At 66.1% G+C, this 17,804-nt stretch carries 19 protein-coding genes; 9 read left to right on the top strand and 10 right to left on the bottom strand.

The features are described 5' to 3' along the window. The first annotated feature begins 58 nt into the window (after positions 1–58). Genes HPC46_RS10230 through HPC46_RS10215 form a run of 4 tightly spaced genes read left to right on the top strand, consistent with a single transcriptional unit; the run spans position 59 to position 7,271 of the window. On the top strand, positions 59–1,519 hold the full coding sequence (locus HPC46_RS10230; RefSeq protein WP_179469347.1) for a hypothetical protein: 1,461 nt from the start codon (positions 59–61) through the stop codon (positions 1,517–1,519). Beyond that, the gene (locus tag HPC46_RS10225; RefSeq protein ID WP_179469345.1) at positions 1,516–2,031 is read left to right on the top strand and encodes a hypothetical protein; all 516 of its coding nucleotides are present in this window, start codon (positions 1,516–1,518) and stop codon (positions 2,029–2,031) included. The genes HPC46_RS10230 and HPC46_RS10225 overlap by 4 nt, the downstream gene beginning before the upstream one ends. 6 nt (positions 2,032–2,037) lie before the next feature. Continuing rightward, complete coding sequence (locus HPC46_RS10220; protein ID WP_179469343.1) at positions 2,038–5,217, top strand: ATP-binding protein; 3,180 nt, start codon at positions 2,038–2,040, stop codon at positions 5,215–5,217. 35 nt (positions 5,218–5,252) lie between these two features. Beyond that, positions 5,253–7,271: an NAD(P)-binding protein gene (locus tag HPC46_RS10215; RefSeq protein ID WP_179469504.1), complete on the top strand. Its 2,019-nt coding sequence runs from the start codon at positions 5,253–5,255 to the stop codon at positions 7,269–7,271. Here the strand turns inward: HPC46_RS10215 and HPC46_RS10210 are convergent. Further along, entirely contained in the window at positions 7,268–8,518 is a 1,251-nt protein-coding gene (locus tag HPC46_RS10210; RefSeq protein WP_179469341.1) for a saccharopine dehydrogenase family protein, read from the bottom strand. The genes HPC46_RS10215 and HPC46_RS10210 overlap by 4 nt on opposite strands. Positions 8,519–8,529: 11 nt before the next feature. After that, a complete protein-coding gene (locus HPC46_RS10205; RefSeq protein WP_179469502.1) occupies positions 8,530–9,084 on the bottom strand; it encodes a CGNR zinc finger domain-containing protein in 555 nt (184 codons plus the stop codon). A 93-nt stretch (positions 9,085–9,177) separates the two neighbouring features. Here HPC46_RS10205 and HPC46_RS10200 point away from each other — a divergent pair, with 93 nt between their 5' ends. The 5 genes from HPC46_RS10200 to HPC46_RS10180 all read left to right on the top strand — a co-directional run bounded on the left by HPC46_RS10200 (position 9,178) and on the right by HPC46_RS10180 (position 13,059). After that, positions 9,178–10,182, top strand: coding sequence for an EamA family transporter (locus tag HPC46_RS10200; RefSeq protein WP_179469339.1), 1,005 nt, complete (start codon positions 9,178–9,180; stop codon positions 10,180–10,182). A gap of 118 nt (positions 10,183–10,300) precedes the next feature. Beyond that, the gene (locus HPC46_RS10195; RefSeq protein ID WP_179469500.1) at positions 10,301–10,900 is read left to right on the top strand and encodes a cutinase family protein; all 600 of its coding nucleotides are present in this window, start codon (positions 10,301–10,303) and stop codon (positions 10,898–10,900) included. Positions 10,901–10,977: 77 nt separating this feature from the next. Continuing rightward, positions 10,978–11,667, top strand: coding sequence for a cutinase family protein (locus tag HPC46_RS10190; protein ID WP_179469337.1), 690 nt, complete (start codon positions 10,978–10,980; stop codon positions 11,665–11,667). A 53-nt stretch (positions 11,668–11,720) separates the two neighbouring features. Next, a complete protein-coding gene (locus HPC46_RS10185; RefSeq protein ID WP_179469335.1) occupies positions 11,721–12,374 on the top strand; it encodes a cutinase family protein in 654 nt (217 codons plus the stop codon). A gap of 7 nt (positions 12,375–12,381) precedes the next feature. Further along, on the top strand, positions 12,382–13,059 hold the full coding sequence (locus tag HPC46_RS10180) for a cutinase family protein (RefSeq protein WP_179469333.1): 678 nt from the start codon (positions 12,382–12,384) through the stop codon (positions 13,057–13,059). Here HPC46_RS10180 and truA read toward each other — a convergent pair. The 8 genes from truA to infA form a co-directional block, all read right to left on the bottom strand. Beyond that, the gene (truA, locus tag HPC46_RS10175) at positions 13,056–14,042 is read right to left on the bottom strand and encodes a tRNA pseudouridine(38-40) synthase TruA (protein ID WP_233716342.1); all 987 of its coding nucleotides are present in this window, start codon (positions 14,040–14,042) and stop codon (positions 13,056–13,058) included. The genes HPC46_RS10180 and truA overlap by 4 nt on opposite strands. Next, positions 13,942–14,523 carry a 50S ribosomal protein L17 gene (gene rplQ, locus HPC46_RS10170; protein ID WP_179469329.1) on the bottom strand — a complete coding sequence of 194 codons (582 nt, stop codon included), beginning with the start codon at positions 14,521–14,523 and terminating at the stop codon, positions 13,942–13,944. The genes truA and rplQ overlap by 101 nt, the downstream gene beginning before the upstream one ends. Before the next feature lie 60 nt (positions 14,524–14,583). Then, complete coding sequence (locus HPC46_RS10165) at positions 14,584–15,636, bottom strand: DNA-directed RNA polymerase subunit alpha (RefSeq protein WP_108057467.1); 1,053 nt, start codon at positions 15,634–15,636, stop codon at positions 14,584–14,586. Between the two features lie 81 nt (positions 15,637–15,717). Continuing rightward, positions 15,718–16,323 carry a 30S ribosomal protein S4 gene (gene rpsD / locus HPC46_RS10160; RefSeq protein ID WP_005140015.1) on the bottom strand — a complete coding sequence of 202 codons (606 nt, stop codon included), beginning with the start codon at positions 16,321–16,323 and terminating at the stop codon, positions 15,718–15,720. 14 nt (positions 16,324–16,337) lie between these two features. Then, positions 16,338–16,754 (bottom strand): 30S ribosomal protein S11, encoded by a 417-nt coding sequence (rpsK, locus tag HPC46_RS10155; protein ID WP_005140014.1) that lies wholly within the window; start codon positions 16,752–16,754, stop codon positions 16,338–16,340. 6 nt (positions 16,755–16,760) lie between these two features. Then, positions 16,761–17,138: a 30S ribosomal protein S13 gene (gene rpsM / locus HPC46_RS10150; RefSeq protein ID WP_005140012.1), complete on the bottom strand. Its 378-nt coding sequence runs from the start codon at positions 17,136–17,138 to the stop codon at positions 16,761–16,763. Positions 17,139–17,319: 181 nt separating this feature from the next. Beyond that, a complete protein-coding gene (gene rpmJ, locus HPC46_RS10145; protein WP_003879483.1) occupies positions 17,320–17,433 on the bottom strand; it encodes a 50S ribosomal protein L36 in 114 nt (37 codons plus the stop codon). A 67-nt stretch (positions 17,434–17,500) separates the two neighbouring features. Further along, complete coding sequence (gene infA / locus HPC46_RS10140; protein ID WP_005140011.1) at positions 17,501–17,722, bottom strand: translation initiation factor IF-1; 222 nt, start codon at positions 17,720–17,722, stop codon at positions 17,501–17,503. Positions 17,723–17,804: the final 82 nt, after the last annotated feature.

Below are 17,804 nucleotides of genomic sequence, written 5' to 3'. Positions count from 1 at the left end.
CGCGTATTGACGCGCAATCACGTTATGCTAGCTGCGCAAACATGGTTGGGGGCGGCCAATGGCATCAGTAGAACCAGTTCGCGCGAATCCGGTTCGCGACATTCTCGAAGTTTTCGGCGCGATAGACCGCGCCGCTCGTGAATCAGACGACGCAGACGTATTGGCGGCGGCAGAGAAACTCATGCCGGGGTTGTCGGCAGCCAACCCCGACTGGTACGGGGAACTCGAGCGCAAGTACTTCCCCGCTGACGTTCGCACAGAACCGAACCTCGATCGCGCGCTGACCGGAATCGCCACCTGGGACGCCGACGAGAACACGGGACGACTGACGCCGGCTCAGAAAGCCCGGCTGTGGTACGGCATCTCGGCAGCAGAGCGGCTCCGGGCGGTCGCCTCCAATTCGTTGCCTGCGTTGGACAATTCCGGCGCAGATTTCGGTGAGGCGCTTGTCGGATCGCTCGCGGCGCTTGCGCCGTACGAATCCCCATCCGCGGGAGATCGCCAGGGCAACGCCAGGGCAGCCAGAGACGACGGACTTCTGCAGGACGTCGCGAGTGCGTTCGTGCGAGCATCTGACTTCGACAGGGTGGTGCGACCGGCAGCTGTGGCGTCGCCCATCCGCGGCGGAGAGAAGATGACTGCGCCGCTGTGCCAGACGGCAGTGGTGACGGTCGACGGCTACCAATCGGTGATTGTCGATACCAAGTTCAATTCGGCCGACATCTCACTCAATCAGCTGAAAGCCATTGTCAATCCTTTCAACTGGGACGAGGACTACAGCAAGCTGTTCGTCGACATGCAAGAACAGACACCTGGAATCCTGCCCGACAACTGGCGCCAGGTGCTTGAAACCGTGCGTCTGATCGGCGACACGACACTGCGGACACCGTTGAAGTTCTTCCCGTACATGGCGAGCCCCACCGAGTTGGAGATGAACTACGACCTCGACATGTCGAACTTCGAGGCCGGCGACAGACAGGTGCGGGTCGATCGCGGGTTCATCAATGTCACGGTGACAAACCCGGCCAAAAACCCCAGCCAGGGCGGTGTCCGAGTGGTCACCCGGAAAGTCGTTCACATCGAGGGCATCTCAGCCTTCGCGCAAGCCCGGCTGGTATGCATCGGCGGATACGGCACCGCGTCGGCAGACTTCCTGCTCGGCTCGGCTGCCAATCCGCCGGCCACCCCTGCGGAGTTCGACTACCCGACAAAGACGGGTCAGCCCGACCCGACCGAGAAACCGGCAGCGCCTGCCGAAGAGCCGTCCACCGTCGTCCCTCGAGCAACCGCGACGACCCACTTCGTCCCGGCCGCCGTCGACGCGTGGACCGAGTGCGCCCAGGATCTCACCAACGGGTACTTCGACGTAGCCCAGAAATGGTTGTCCGGCAGCCTCACCCTCAACGACGTCGCCGACTACACCGCGCGCGTCAGCGGTGAGTTGGTCAGCTCGCCGTGGAAGTACTTGCAGGCCATGACGACTCCTCGATCACCGGGCCGGCCAGGAGGTGCACGATGACCCTGCCACGGCCTGATCTGCAACGCGCGGCCGGTGCCTCCAACGGCTACCTCAACCAACTCAACGCGATCGCACAGGACGCAGCCAGAGAAGACGACGACGGCAAGTGGGGAATCGACGGCTGGGTCCGTCTGATCCACAATCTGCTCGATCTGAACATGCGGACCTATGCCGGCGCCGTCCAGGTCGCACTTGCCGGCCCATCGTGGTGGTTGACTCCGGTCTCGACGAAGCCGATACCGCCCGATCCCATCGAGGTACCGAAGCAGCCCTACGTGTGTACAGTGTCTGTTTCCGAGCCGTTCACCCGGGTCGGCCGCCCAGATGTCCGAATTCCGGTGCAGGCATTGACCTTCCAACCGAACATCCTCAGTCCCGGACAGACGACGGTTCAGATCACGCTGACCGATGACCGATTCACCGGTGCCAACTACACCGGGACCCTTCGCCTGCGCCGGGCGGACGGCGCCGGCCAGGACTCCCTGCCGGTGAAAGTCACCATCGGTCTGTAGGCTCGCGTGACTGCCAACCCGGCCATCGACGATCTTCTCGAACGCGCAGTCCGGGCGATCAACGAAGGCGATCGTGCCACCGCCGACGAACTCGCCGGGCAGGTGCTGTCCGTCGACCGCACCAACGCCGATGCCGAGGAGCTGCTCGCCGCGCCGGTCGGCAGCGGCGAGATTCGCCGTCTCACCGTGCTGTTCGCCGACCTGGTGGACTCGACCGCACTCTCGATGCGCATCGAGCCCGAGGTGTATCGCACAGTCGTCGGCCGCTACCGCGACGAAGTCCGCAATGTCATCGCCCGCTACGAGGGGCACATCGGATCGATCAAGGGCGACGGGTTGCTCGCGGTGTTCGGCCATCCGAAGGCACACGAAGACGACACGTATCGCTCGGTGCTGGCCGGGCTCGACATCGTCCGCATGGTCGCCGACCTCAGCACCCGCGCCCACCGCCGATTCGGTTTCGACATCGACGTCCGCGTCGGTATCCACCGAGGTGTGGTGTTCCTCGACATCGACCAGGACGACGTCTACGGGCTCGGCGCCAACCTCGCCGCCCGGATCTGCAGCCTGGCACAGCCCGGCACCGTCTCGGTGTCTGCGGCCGTCGAGCGACGCGTCGGGGAAAGCTTCGAGATGGAGCCGTGCCCGCCACAACGCGTCAAGGGCATGGATGCCCCGCTCGTCCACTATCGGGTTATCGCCGAGCGGGATCTCGACGCCAAGACCTACGGACAGATCGTCGGGCGCGAACGCGAACTCGACACGCTGCGCGACATGTGGGACCAGGCCAGCGCGGGAACTCTGGCCACCCGCGGGGTCCTCCTGCGCGGAGACGGCGGTATCGGCAAGAGCCGACTGGCCAGCGCCGCCGTCGCAATGGCCCGTGATGCCGGCGCCGCGGTTCTCGAGCTGTTCGGCTCTCCGTTTCACACCGACGTCGGGCTCCGGCCGGTCCGCCGGCTGATCGAGCGGCACAGCCAGATCCAGCGCGACTCCGATGCGGTTGACAGCCTGCGCCTGCTGGAGGCCGAAGTCGAGAGTCGCTCGATGGACACCGCGACCGTCGTTCCTCTGCTGGCCCCGGTGCTCGGCATCACCCCAGAAGCGGGATACCAACCCGCGACCGCCAACGCCGGCGCGCGGTTCGACCAAATCACCTCCGCAGTCAAGGACTACCTGCTGGCGTGCGTCAGCAGCGGCCCGGCACTGATCCTGGCCGAGGACATCCACTGGTACGACGAAGACACCATCAGCATTGTCAATTCCCTTCTGCGGGTTGATAACAATCGACTGATGGTGATCGTCACCGGACGCAGCGTTCCCCCGTTACGGGGCTTCATCGAAGAACTGGACCTCAAACCGCTGGCGGCCGAGGACTCCGACGCACTCATTCGGGCGCTGCACCCCGACATGGCCGCAGAGGCCCGGAAAGCGGTGCAGGAACGCTGCGACGGTGTTCCCCTGTTCATCGAAGAGGTCGTGGCCAAGCTGAAGTATGAGAGCGAGGACCTCGACGAGCAGACACAGGTGCCGGACTCCCTCTACGAAACACTGGTCGCCCGGCTGAGATCAAGTACCGGTTCGCTGCTCATCGTGGAGACCGCCGCACTGATCGGGAGCCGCTTCGACCGAGACCTGTTGTCGTCGGTCACCGGGATGGGCTGGCGCAAGATCGATTCCCTGCTCGACGATCTCACCCGGGCCCGGGTGCTTCGCCAGGTGGGCAAGCGCCAATGGAGCTTCCAGCACGAGCTTCTCCGCGAGGTGGCCGCCGAGCTGTCCCCACCCAGCGTCCGGCGGCGCGTCCATCACCGCATCGCCGACGTCCTCGCCGACCCGGCCGCGGGCGGAACCCCCGAATGGCCCTTGGTGGCACACCACTTCGAGAACGCGGAACGCTTCGAGGAGGCCGCCGATGCCTATCAGCGGGCGTCGTCGCAGGCGCGTGAACGGGGCGCGCTGATCGAGGCAGGCAACCATCTCGACAGGGCGTTGGACAACATCGACAAGGTGCCGGCGTCCCTGGACCGCGATCGCCGAGAGGTGAGCATCCGTCTGGAGCGGGGCTTCCTTGCCACCGCCGCCAGTGGCTACAGCAGCCCCGAGGCCTCGGAGCAGTTCGAACGCTGCCTACAGCTCGTGAGTGACGAGCCAACTCTGGGGATGTACGGGATCCTGACGGCCCTGTGGGGCCACTACACAGCCCGCGGCCAACTCGATCGCGTCGAAAAACTCGAGGAAGCACTTCGGCAACTCGAAGGCGCATCGGAATGGGGCAAGGCGTCGTATCAAATGGCAGTCGGCTTCTTTGCGATGTTCCGCGGCCAGTTCGGTGCGGCACGCACTGCGCTCGAGGAAGCCTTGGCGAGGATCGAGAGCACGGGCATACCACCCATCGAACAGTCGTGGTACACGCCCGCCGATCGAATCTGCGGCCTCTACACAGAGCTTGGGTTCATTCGATTCGTCCAGGGTGACCTGACCGGTGCGGAACAGTCGTATGCCCGAATCCGTAGCAGGAGCGAGACACTCCCGTTTCCCGCCAATGCTGTCAGCCTGATCTACGGTCAGCTGCGCGAAGTTGCCATGCGGGTTGAGGCTGGTGATTTCGACCGGTCAGCCGAGCTCATCGAGGAGGTTGCGACACGCGCCGAAGAGCTCGGCCTGGCCGAGTGGACAATGGTGGCAGCCACCAACCGGCTGTCCTTGGCCGCGCGCCGAGCGCTGGCCGACAATCTCGACTCTGACGCTCTGCAGCCACATATCCAGAACATGACCGCAGTGGTCGATACCTGGCGGGCCGCGGAACTGATGGCGTATCTGGCCATATTCGAGGGACAGCTCATTCGGCTTCATACTGCGGCAGGTGACGTCGTCGCTGCCCGCGAGTGCGCCGTCCGCGCGCTGAAGATGGTAGAGGAGGCCGGCATCGCCACTCATAAGACCGAACTGCTCCGCGCACTCGCGCACACCTACGACGATGTCGACGCGCAGTACGCCGGTCTGCAGACGGCCATCGAGGTGGCCCGCGAACAGGATGCCGTGGTCTACGAATTGCGCTGTGCTGCTGATGCATTCGAACTCGCCGGCGAGCGGGCGCGGCCGGCACTGGAAGCCGCCCTCAGCCGCATCGGCGCCGACCAGGACTGGCCCGAACTGGCCCGCGCCCGGGCGTTGCTCGGGTGAGACGACGCAGCCGGATCGCCATCCTGGGTGGGGGCATGGCCGGGCTCAGTGCCGCGTGGCGGCTCTCTGGGGGCCGGTGGCAAGACCGCTTCGAGTCGATCACCGTCTATCAGCGCGGCTGGCGCCTCGGCGGCAAGGGCGCTTCCAGTCGCGGCGAGCACAACCGCATCGAGGAGCACGGCCTGCACATCTGGCTGGGCTCCTACGAGAACGCCTTTGCCCTATTGCGGGAGTGCTACGCCGAATTGGACCGGGAGAACACCGATCCCGGCTGCCCGGTGAAGACCTGGGATCAGGCCCTGACGCCCGCCGAAGAACTCGGGATGGCCGACCGATTCGGCGACGACTGGCTGATCTGGTCCGGCAAGTTCAGCCGCACCCCGGAACTGCCCGGCGAACCGGGTGCGACCGGACGCGAACTGACGGTGGTCGAGTTCGCCGCCAGGACCCTGCGACTGCTTCTCGATTTCGCCGAATCACTCAGCGCGGCAACAGGCAAGGACCTCACCCTGTCCGTCAGCCCTCAGCCTGAGTCAGCCGATTGGATCGCGGCGGTGCGGCGGGCAGCACTGGCCACGCTGGCCGCCCTCATCGAGCCCCGTACCGCGGAAGGTTCCGCGGCGGGGTTCCTCAAAGAAGCACTCGACGCCGTGCGCGAAGCGCTGGACTACGAGCGTCGCCCAGATCACAAACGCCTGTGGCTGTTGATGTCGTTGTTGGCGGCCACCGCCCGCGGCTTGATCGCCGACCGGCTGATCACCGACCCGAGCGGCTTCCGTGCCATCAACGACGAGGAGTACAGCGCCTGGATCCTGCGCCACGGCGCCGACCCCGACGTTCTCGACTTCCCGCTGATCCGAGGCATGTACGACATGGTGTTCGGCTACGAGGAGGGCGATTTCTCCAGGCCGACCTTCGGCGCCGGTGTGGCGGTGTTGCTCACCGGCATAGCGCTCTTCCAATACAAGGGTGCGTTCTTCTGGAAGATGACCGCGGGCATGGGCGATGTCATCATCGCGCCGATCTATCAGGCGCTACGCCGGCGCGGAGTTCGGTTCGAGTTCTTCCACCGCCTCGACGCGCTACACCTGGACGCTCACCGGCACGGCATCGAGGCGATCACGATGGGCCGTCAGGTCGATCTCGCCGACGGCCTCGACACCTACGACCCGCTGGTCCCGGCCGACGGACTGCCGGTGTTCCCCGCCCGCCCCCGCTACGAACAACTCAAGGCCACAACCGATTTGGGCGATCTCGAATCCCATTTCGGCAAACGCGCCGACGCGCAGACCCGCATCCTGCGCCGCGGAGCAGACTTCGATCAGGTGGTGCTGGCGGCGTCGCTGGGCATGGTCGAACTCGTGGCCGGAGAACTCATCGCCGACCGGCCGGAGTGGAACGAGATGACCACCCACGTCCGGACGGTCGCCACCCAGTCATTCCAACTCTGGTTGCGGCCAACCGAATCCGCACTGGGCTGGCATCGTCCGGGGGTGACCACCAGTGGCTACGTCTCGCCGTTCGACACGTGGGCGTCGATGGGGCAGACGCTCTGGGCCGAGGACTGGCCCGCCTCCGAGGAGCCGCATACCGTGGCCTACTTCTGCGGCGCCTTGGATGCCCCGTGGCCGACCACCGAAGACCCCGCCGCATACGTCGCAGGCCAGCGCAAGCGGGTACTGGCCAACGCCGTGGACTATCTGAACCGCCACGTCGGGATGTACCTGCCCGGGGCAGTGTCCGAAGGCGGGTTCAACTGGGGGTTGCTCTCCGGCGCCGGGGACGCAAAAGGCGTCGCCGCACTAAAGACCCAGCACGTCAGCGTCAACATCGACCCGTCCGACCGCTACGTGCTGTCGGTTCCCGGATCGGACAAATACCGCCTGCGGCCCGACGAAAGCGGCTACGACAACCTGGTGCTCGCCGGCGACTGGACCGACTGCGGCATCAACGCGGGCTGCATCGAAGCCGCTGTCGTCTCGGGGCTGCAGGCGGCCAACGCCCTGCTGGGATACGGCCGCCACCACCACATCCGGGGTTTCTACATGCCTTAGGGCAGGCTCACTGTCTCCAACGTCACGCCGGCCGCCGGCAGCCGGTCGAGCAGCACATCCCCCATCGCCGAGGCCGGCGTCAGCACCCCGTGCCGGTCCGGCAGGCGGTCGCGGTCCAGCAACAGGGCAAGCGCGCTCTCACCGGCCAGCAGCGCTGTCGCCGAATAACCCGGGTCGGCGGGCTGGGCGATCGTGGCCCGATAGCGGCGGCCGGTCGTCGTCGTGGCATAGGTCTCGACCCGATAGTGCCCCCGCGAACCCATGTCATTGCCGGTGCCCGCCGCGGGTGTCATCCGGTCCACCAAACCCGTTGGGAGCATGCGTAAGTAGTTGCCGCCGAAGCGGGATGCCGTGGCGATGCCGGCGTTGAACATCGCACCGGCCAGGGCCGCACCGGGGAACGATCCCATGATGAGCGTCTCGGTGTAGCGGAAGCTGCGCCCGTAGGCCCACTTCATCAGCGCATTGGACCGGCGCACGCAGCGGGTGTTGTACAGCGCCATCACGTAGCCACTGGTCCACAACCCCGCCAATTCGGGGGCGACCTCGTGACCTGGTAACAACGGCAGGTCGACCTGGCGGCCGAGATCCGGCTCGGCAGCACGGTCGGGACTGAGGCTGTACGGATCGTCGAGCATCTGGCGCACGACGGGATCCGACGATGTCAGGCGCATCAGGTCGACCATCGTGGCTACCGAACCGCCGGCATAGCCACCGGAATAGTCCCGCAGCACCAGCGTGGTGTCCGCGAGCTCACCGGCACCGTCGGCGGCGGCCCGGCGACTCAGCGCGTACACGGTGAGATCCGAAGGGATCGAATCGAATCCGCACGAGTGCACGATGCGCGCGCCGCTCTTTTTCGCCAGCCGGTGGCTCTGGTCGATGCTGCGCCGCACGAACGGAACCTCGCCGGTGAGGTCGATGTAATCGGTACCCGCCCCCGCGCAGGCCGCGACGACCGGCAGGCCGTATCTGGTGTAGGGACCAACCGCGTTGAGCACCAACCGGCTTCGGGATGCCATCGCGTCCAGCGAACTCGGCTGGTCCACGTCGGCAACGACCAGTGGCCAGTTCTTCGCCCTGCCGCCGAGACCATTTCGCACCGCCTCGAGGCGGGTTTGCGACCGTCCGGCAAGCGCGATCTGTAACCCCGAGCCGGATCTGGCGAGATATCCGGCGGTGAGTTTGCCTACGTAGCCGGTGGCCCCGAAGACCATGATGTCGATGTCACGCCCCCGTGCGCGCATGACAGGTGACGCTACGCCTCTTTGGACCGACGCTCGCGATAAGCGGCGACATGCTGGCGGTTGCCGCAGTTACCGGTGTCGCAGAACATCCGCGACCGGTTGCGGGACAGATCGATCAGCACCGCATCGCAGTCCGGTGCCGCGCAGACCTTGAGCCGGCGCAGCTCGCCGGAGCGGACCAGGTCGGCCAGCGACATCGCCATCTCGGCGCCCATCCGCTGGGCTAGCGGGTCATGGATGGAGGCCAGGTGTAGATGCCACTCGGGCATCTCCGGGTGGCGGGTCAGCCACGGCGACGCCCGGGTGTCGGACAGCAGCGCGTTGATCTGCCCGACGGCGCGGGCCTCGTCGTCGGCGGCGGCCCAGATTCGGCCCAACCGTCCGCGCAGCGTGTGCACCGACGCCACCTCGGCGTCGTCGTGGTCGCGCCGGCCGGTCCAGCCGTAGCTGTTCAGGTACGCATCCAGGGCAGGCAGATCTGCCAGCTGATCGCCGTCGACGCGATCGCTGTTAACCAGTGCACACGCGGCCCGCAAAGTGAGCTCCGTGTCATGACTGAAAAGCATTTGACTCATGACTCCCTCGGGACATAGTGTCATGACCAACGATCATTTTACTCATTACATACGAGTACTCATTGCATTCAAGGGGGTGCCCTCATGTCGACGACGGTTCGTGACCAAGACCATTTTCGGCTCGGTCTGCTGTTCGCCATCGGATCGGCGTTCACATTCGGCATGTCGGGCCCTTTCGCCAAGTCGCTGATGGAGGCCGGGTGGTCGCCGACTGCCGCCGTGACCGCCCGGTTGGCCGGCGGCGCGCTGGTCATGGCGATTTTCGCCACCATCGTCAAGCCCGACTGGATTCGCGAAGCCCGTGCGCACGCCCGCACCGTCGTGGCCTACGGGCTCGTCCCGATCGCCGGCGCCCAGCTCTGCTACTACAACGCGGTCTCGCACCTGTCGGTCGGCGTCGCTCTGCTGCTGGAATACACCGCCCCCATCCTGGTCGTCGGCTGGATCTGGGGCACCACCCGGCGCCGTCCGCGCACCATGACGCTGGCCGGCGTGGCACTTGCCGTCGCCGGAATCATGTTGGTACTCAACGTTTTCTCGGGTGAGGCGCACATCAATGCCACGGGTATCGCCTGGGGTTTGGCGGCGGCGATCTGCGCAGCCTGCTACTTCATGATGTCCGACGAAGTCACCGCCGACGGCAGCGGCCTGAACTCGATCACGCTGGCCGCGGGCGGTCTCGTGGTCGGTGCCGTCGCCGTCGCGCTGCTCGGTCTGACCGGCGTGATGCCGCTGACCTTCACCGCCGACAACGCCGACGTCGCCGGGCTGACCGTGCCCTGGTGGGGTCCGGTGCTGATGCTGGCCGTGGTCGCCACCGCGATCGCCTACACACTGGGCATCAGCGGTGTGGCACGGCTGCGGCCGAGCTTCGCGTCCCTGGTCGGCCTCGGCGAAGTGCTCTTCGCGGTGCTCTCGGCGTGGGTGCTGCTCGGCGAAGCGGTCACCGCCACTCAGGCGGTCGGCGGCGTGGTGGTCCTGCTCGGTCTGGCTCTGGCCCGCCAGGGCGACCGCAGCGCCGCCGTCACGGCCGCGGCATGGCCCGACGCCGGGCCGATCGAGGAGTCGAACACCCCGGCACGGGCCTAGAACGCGCCACGCGGAGCAAACGTCGGGAATGAAACACGGCTCCCATCGGTAACATCCAGATGTGACATCTCCCGCGGCACCAAAGCGCCTCCTGCTGACCCTCCCGGCCGTCGTCCTGATGGCGCTGGCCTCACTGATCAGCCCGGCCGCGCTGCCCACCGCAGCGGCCGACTGCAATGCCGTCCAGGTGGTGTTCGCCCGAGGCACCGACGAGCCGCCGGGTATCGGCCGCGTCGGGCAGGCGTTCGTCAACGCATTGCGCCCCAAGCTCGGCGGCCGCTCGATGGGCGTGTACGCGGTGAACTACCCGGCCAGCTACGACTTCCTGGCCGCCGCCGACGGCGCCAACGACGCCAGTGCCTTCATTCAGGGCGTGATGAACGACTGCCCCAACACCAGGCTCGTGCTCGGCGGTTACTCGCAAGGTGCCGCGATCATGGACATCATCACCGCGGTCCCCTTCCCCGCGATCGGCTTCAACAACCCGCTGCCGCCCAATGCGCCCGATCACATCGCGGCCATCGCGGTGTTCGGTAACCCCACCGCCAAGGTCGGCCTGCCGCTGACCAGCAGCCCCGTCTACGGCGGCCGGGCCATCGACCTGTGCAATACGGGCGACCCGATCTGCACCAGCGGAGACGACGTGCCTGCCCACCGCGCCTACGGCAGCGACGGGTCGGCAGTCCAGGCCGCCGCGTTCGTCGCGAGCCTGCTGTAGACGGAGCGTTTGGGCCGCCCCGACGTGGTGTGTGACTATTAGCCGGATGTTCGCGACCAAGGGGGTCTGAAATCACCATGGCCACGCCGACCATGACACCAGCCCGCATTTTCGGGATTGCCTCGACAGCCGTCGTCACCGCGGCCCTCACGCTGCTCACTCCGGCCACCGTCGCCCCGGCCGCGCACGCCGACCCCTGCCCCGACGTCGACGTCGTCTTCGCCCGTGGCACCAGCGAGCCGGCCGGCATCGGCCGGGTCGGGCAAGCCTTCGTCGACAACCTGCAGGGCCAGCTGGGCGGACGCTCGGTGAGCGCCTATGCGGTGAATTACCCCGCGACCTACGACTTCCTGGGCGCTGCCGACGGCGCTGCCGACGCGGCCAATTACATCGCGAACAGGGCCGCGGCCTGCCCCGCGACCAAGTTCGTGCTCGGCGGCTACTCGCAGGGTGCCGCGATCGTCGACATGCTGGTCGGCATCCCGCCGCTGGGCAACAAGGTGGGCGACGTCGGCTCGGCCCCGCCGCTGCCGGGAAGCCTGGCCAACCGGGTCGCCGGGTTGGCGGTTTTCGGCAATCCGTCCACCAAGTTCAGCATTCCGATCACGTCGGCGGGCGGCGCGTTCGCCGGTAAGGGCATCGATCTCTGCAACGACGGCGACCCGATCTGCTCGCGTGGCCGCAACCCGTTCGCCCACACCGATTACGAAAAAGGTCCGGGACCCGCTCAAGCCGCCGGGTTCATCGCGGGCCTGCTCGTGGTGTAGCCCGCGAACTCATTAACTGCCAGCACTCTCCCAGCCTCGGTACAGTGGCTGGCATGCGCGTCAAAGCGGTGCTGAGCGGGGCAGCAACGTTAATGTGCGCTGCCGCATCGATATTGCCCACCGCCGTGGCGACGGCCGCGGACTGCCCCGATGTCGAGGTCATCTTCGCCCGCGGGCGCTTCGAACCGCCCGGCATCGGCCGCATCGGCGATGCGTTCGTCGGGGCACTCCGCAGCAAGACGCCGAAGAGCGTGGGTGTGTACGGGGTCAACTACATCGCCGACTGGGACATCGTGCCCGGCGCCAACGATATGAGCCGGCACATGCAGTACATGGCGACCAACTGCCCGAACACCCGCCAGGTGCCCGGCGGGTACTCACTGGGCGCGGCAGTGGTCGACGTCGTGGTGGGGGCGACCGAGTCCCAGTTCGGCTTCAACAATCCGCTACCCCCGTCGGTCGCTCCGCACGTCGCGGCGGTGGCCGTCTTCGGCAACGGCACCCGCAGCATCTTCGGCCCGGTCTCCGCGGCGAACAGCCCGCTCTACGGCGCCAAAACCATCGACCAGTGCAATGTGGACGACCCGATCTGCAACGGCATCGATCCCAATACCTTGGTCGGCAACTGGTCCTCGCATCTACAGGACGCCTACATCGATTCCGGCTTGGTCGATCAAGCCGCTCAATTCACGGCAGACAGGCTCTAGCGTGGGAATGCGACGGATACTCGGGAGTGCGGTCGCGACAATCGTCGCGGCCGCGACAATGTTGGCCGGCCCGGCGGCACTGCCCGGCGGAACGTGGGCGTCGACGCCGGTGGCCACCGCCGCAGCATGTCCCGCTGTCGAGGTGATCTTCGCGCGTGGCCGTCTCGAATCGCCCGGCGCCGGCGTCATCGGCAATGCCTTCGTCAGCGCACTGCGATCGAGGGTCCGCCAGAACGTCGGCGTCTACGCGGTGAAGTACCCCGCTGACAACCAGGTCGACATCGGCGCCAACGACATCAGCCAGCGCATCATCTACAACATCAACAATTGCCCCAACACCCGTCTGGTCCTCGGCGGCTACTCGCTGGGCGCCGCAGCCACGGATATGGTTCTGGCGCTTCCCATCACAATCATGGGCTTCAAGACCCTCCTGCCCCCGGACGCCGGCAGCCATATCGCGGCAGTCGCCCTGTTCGGCAACGGAACCCAGTGGTTGGGCCCGATCACGAACTTCAGCCCGGAGTACCGGGACCGGACCATCGAGCTCTGCCATGGCGCCGACCCGATCTGCAACCCGGCCGACCCCGATACCTGGGAGGCCAACTGGCCCGATCACCTCGCCGCCGCCTACCAGAAGGCCGGGATGATCGATCAGGCCGCCGATTTCGTGGCGAGCAAGCTCTAAGGCTTCGGCAGCGTCCGCACGTCGCGGGTGACATCGATGCGGGCGGCCAGTTGGTCGTCGGGCGGATAGTCCACCCCGGTGAGGGTCAGGCCGCGCGCCGGTGCGGCCGCGAAATCGCTGGAGCGGGACTGCGCGCTCAACAGCGTTGCGCACCAAGATGGTTCGCGGCGGCCCTCCCCCACGGCCAGCAGGGCGCCGACCAGCGAACGCACCATCGACCAACAGAACGCGTCCGCACTGACATAGGCGGTCAACAGGTCACCCTCGCGTTCCCAGTCCAGACGCTGAAGGTCGCGGATGGTCGTGGCACCGGGGCGGTGCCGGCAAAATGCGGCAAAGTCGTTCAACCCCAGTAGATGCCGGGATGCCTGCGTCATGGCGGCGATATCCAGCGGCTTGGTCCACGGCGTCACGTAGCGGGCGAGCTGTGGCTCGGCACCGTAGGGCGCCAGTGACAGCCGATACGCGTAGTGGCGTCGCAGCGCCGAGAAACGGGCGTCGAATCCGGCCGGCGCCCGGACGATTCCACGCACCCGCACATCCTCGGGCAGGAAGCGGGCCAATCGGCGCACCAGCGGCCGGAATTCGGGCTCATTCGGACGAGCATGTCGCGGGTAGGCGTGGCCCAGCGCGTCGGCAGGCACGTCGAGATGGGCCACCTGGCCGGTGGCGTGCACACCGGTGTCGGTGCGGCCGGCGCCGAACACCCGAATCGGTGTCCGGAACACCGTGGACAACGACTCGTCGAGAACACCCGCGACGGTGCGGAATCCTTCATGGGCCGCCCAGCCGGTGAATTCGGTGCCGTCGTAAGCGATATCGAGCCGAAGACGAACGAACCCGCCACCGTTATCGGTGACGGGCTCGTTCGTGCTCACAGCGTCAGGACTTGTCAGCGTCCGAATCCTCGGCGGATTCCTCAGCCTGCTCCTCGGCGACCTCGTCGGCAGCCTCGGCGGTCTGAGCGTCGGCGATACCGGCATCCTCGGCCTCGACGGCTTCGACAGTCTCTTCTTCGGCCGGGGCCTCTTCGACCGCGGCGGGCGCGGGCGCAGCGGCCTTGGCAGCCGAGCTCTTGCGAGCACGGTTGGCCTCAGACGTCACGGTCTTCTCCCGCACCAGCTCGATGACCGCCATCGGGGCATTGTCGCCCTTGCGCGGCTCGACCTTGATGATGCGGGTGTAGCCGCCGTCGCGGTCAGCGAAGAACGGGCCGATCTCCGCGAACAAGACATGCACGATGTCCTTGTCGCGGATCTTCTTCATCACCTCACGCCGGTTGTGCAGCGCGCCCTTCTTGGCGTGGGTGATGAGCTTCTCGGCGTAGGGCCGCAAAGCCCGCGCCTTGGGCTCGGTCGTCTTGATCCGGCCATGCTCGAACAGTGACGTAGCCAGGTTGGCCAGAATCGCCTTCTGGTGGGACGACGACCCGCCGAGACGGGGACCCTTGGTGGGTTTGGGCATTGCGACTTCTCCTCAATGGGGCCGGCCCCCGTATCAGGTAGGGCCGGGACGGGGGTGTACTTAGAGCTCTTCGGTTTCGGTGAAGTCCTGGTCGGCGTCCAGGTCGTAGCCGGCGTCGCTGTTCCACGTGCCGGTGGCCACGTCGTAGCCGGCGACCTCGGACGGATCGAAGCTGGCGGGTGAGTCCTTGAGCGACAGACCCAGCTGGTGCAGCTTGATCTTGACCTCGTCGATCGACTTCTGGCCGAAGTTACGGATGTCCAGCAGATCGGACTCCGTGCGAGCGACCAGCTCGCCGACGGTGTGCACACCCTCGCGCTTGAGGCAGTTGTACGAGCGCACCGTCAGGTCCAGGTCGTCGATTGGCAACGCGAAGGCCGCGATGTGATCGGCCTCGGCCGGCGACGGGCCGATCTCGATGCCCTCGGCCTCGACGTTGAGTTCCCGCGCCAGACCGAACAATTCGACCAGGGTCTTGCCGGCCGACGCCAGGGCGTCACGCGGGCTGATCGAGTTCTTGGTCTCGACGTCCAGGATCAGCTTGTCGAAGTCGGTGCGCTGCTCGACGCGGGTGGCCTCCACCTTGTAGGTGACCTTCAGCACCGGCGAGTAGATGGAATCGACCGGGATACGGCCGATTTCGGCGCCCGACGCCTTGTTCTGCACGGCAGGCACGTAACCACGGCCACGCTCGACGACGAGCTCGACCTCGAGCTTGCCCTTGTCGTTCAGCGTCGCGATGTGCATGTCGGGGTTGTGCACCGTCACGCCGGCAGGCGGAACGATGTCACCGGCGGTCACCTCACCGGGGCCCTGCTTGCGCAGGTACATGGTGACGGGCTCGTCCTCCTCGGACGAGACGACCAGGCCCTTGAGGTTCAGGATGATGTCGGTGACGTCTTCCTTCACACCGGGCACGGTGGTGAACTCGTGCAGCACACCGTCGATGCGGATGCTCGTCACGGCCGCGCCGGGGATCGACGACAACAGCGTACGCCGCAGCGAATTGCCAAGGGTGTAACCGAATCCCGGCTCCAGCGGCTCGATGACGAACTGGGAGCGGTTCTCGGCGATGACCTCTTCGCTGAGTGTGGGGCGCTGAGAAATCAGCATGGTTTTTCGTATCTCCTTCTCGGCACCCGCTATTTGATGCCGTTAAGTGATCCGCGGAACGGTTGCCCCGCGGACGTCTTCTTACTTCGAGTAGAACTCGACGATGAGCTGCTCGGCCAGCGGCACCTGGATCTGCTCACGAGTGGGCAGCTGGTGCACGAGGATCCGCTGACGCTCGCCGACAACCTGCAGCCAGCCCGGGATCGGGCGCTCACCGGCGGTCTGGCGGGAGACCTCGAACGGCAGGGTGTTCAGCGACTTCTCTTTGATGTCGATGATGTCGTACTGCGACACCCGGTAGCTCGGGATGTTCACCTTGACACCGTTGACGGTGAAGTGGCCGTGGCTGACGAGCTGGCGAGCCATCCGGCGGGTACGCGCCAGGCCGGCGCGGTACACGACGTTGTCCAGGCGGGTCTCCAGGATCTGCAGCAGGTTCTCGCCGGTCTTGCCCGAGGAACGGTTCGCCTCTTCGTAGTACTTGCGGAACTGCTTCTCCAGGACGCCGTAGGTGAAGCGGGCCTTCTGCTTCTCCTGCAGCTGCTGGCGGTATTCGCTTTCCTTGATCCGCGCGCGGCCGTGCTGGCCGGGCGGGTAGGGGCGCTTCTCGAACGACTGATCGCCGCCGACCAGGTCGACGCCGAGGCGGCGCGACTTGCGGGTTGCGGGTCCGGTATAACGAGCCATTTTCTTTCTTCTCCCTAGACCCGGCGCCGCTTGGGCGGACGGCAACCGTTGTGCGGCTGCGGCGTGACGTCAGAAATGGCGCCGACCTCGAGGCCGGCAGCCTGCAGCGAACGGATCGCGGTCTCGCGGCCCGAGCCCGGGCCCTTGACGAACACGTCGACCTTCTTGACGCCGTGCTCCTGCGCCTTGCGGGCTGCGTTCTCGGCGGCCAGCTGCGCGGCGAACGGGGTCGACTTACGCGAGCCCTTGAAGCCGACGTGACCCGACGATGCCCAGGCGATGACGTTGCCCTGGGGATCGGTGATCGAGACGATCGTGTTGTTGAACGTGCTCTTGATGTGAGCGGCGCCGTGCGGGACGTTCTTCTTTTCCCGGCGACGGGTCTTCTGCCCCTTCTTGGGTGCAGCGCCGCCCTTCTTTGCTTGTGCCATCCGGGGTTACCTGGCCTTCTTCTTGCCGGCGATGGTGCGCTTCGGGCCCTTGCGGGTACGCGCATTGGTCTTGGTCCGCTGGCCACGCACCGGCAGGCCACGGCGGTGCCGCAGACCCTGGTAGCAGCCGATTTCGATCTTGCGCCGGATATCGGCCTGCACCTCGCGGCGCAGGTCACCCTCGACCTTGAGATCGTTGCCCTCGATGTAGTCGCGCAGCTGGGTCAGTTGATCATCGGACAGGTCCTTGCTGCGCAGATCCCGGTCGATACCGGTCGCGGCGAGGATTTCCTGCGAGCGGGTACGGCCAATGCCGTAGATATAGGTCAGCGCGATCTCCATGCGCTTATCGCGCGGGAGGTCGACGCCCATGAGACGTGCCATCAGGCAGTATTTCTTTCTCTATGCGGAGGTCTGATCCCAGTCCGTTCCCGACGGCGTCGGGGCCCGGCCTCCGTGCCGGACGTGGATGAGGCGCTCCATCTCTCAAGATGCCGGCACCTCAGTGGTTACTGGGAGGTCTGCATTCAGTTGTGGGTAGTGCTCTCGCCGAAGGGCGCGGGGGTTAGCCCTGACGCTGCTTGTGGCGCGGATCAGAGCAGATCACCATGACCCGCCCATGCCGGCGGATCACCCTGCACTTGTCGCAGATCGGCTTGACGCTCGGGTTCACCTTCACGGCTGTTCGATCCTTCTAGTTCTGTCGTCGGTTTTCGGTTCGTGCGCTGGTTCGCGGTCGGTAAGGCTTACTTGTACCGGTACACAATGCGACCCCGGGTCAGGTCGTAGGGAGACAACTCCACCACCACCCGGTCCTCGGGAAGGATGCGGATGTAGTGCTGCCGCATCTTGCCGCTGATGTGAGCGAGCACCTTGTGTCCGTTCTCCAGCTCAATGCGAAACATCGCATTGGGCAGGGGCTCGACCACGCGGCCCTCGACCTCGATGGCACCGTCTTTCTTGGCCAATGTCCTCTTCGATCCTGCTTGTTGGTTTGGGGCAGCATTTGCCCCGACTTCAAAACGTGAGCCGAAATCAGGAAATTCCGAA

It is taken from the genome of Mycolicibacterium vinylchloridicum (assembly GCF_013404075.1).
In the GTDB taxonomy this organism is placed as follows: domain Bacteria; phylum Actinomycetota; class Actinomycetes; order Mycobacteriales; family Mycobacteriaceae; genus Mycobacterium; species Mycobacterium vinylchloridicum.
Note: the sequence above shows the minus strand (reverse complement) of the source record. Positions and strands in the feature narration are given on the sequence as shown.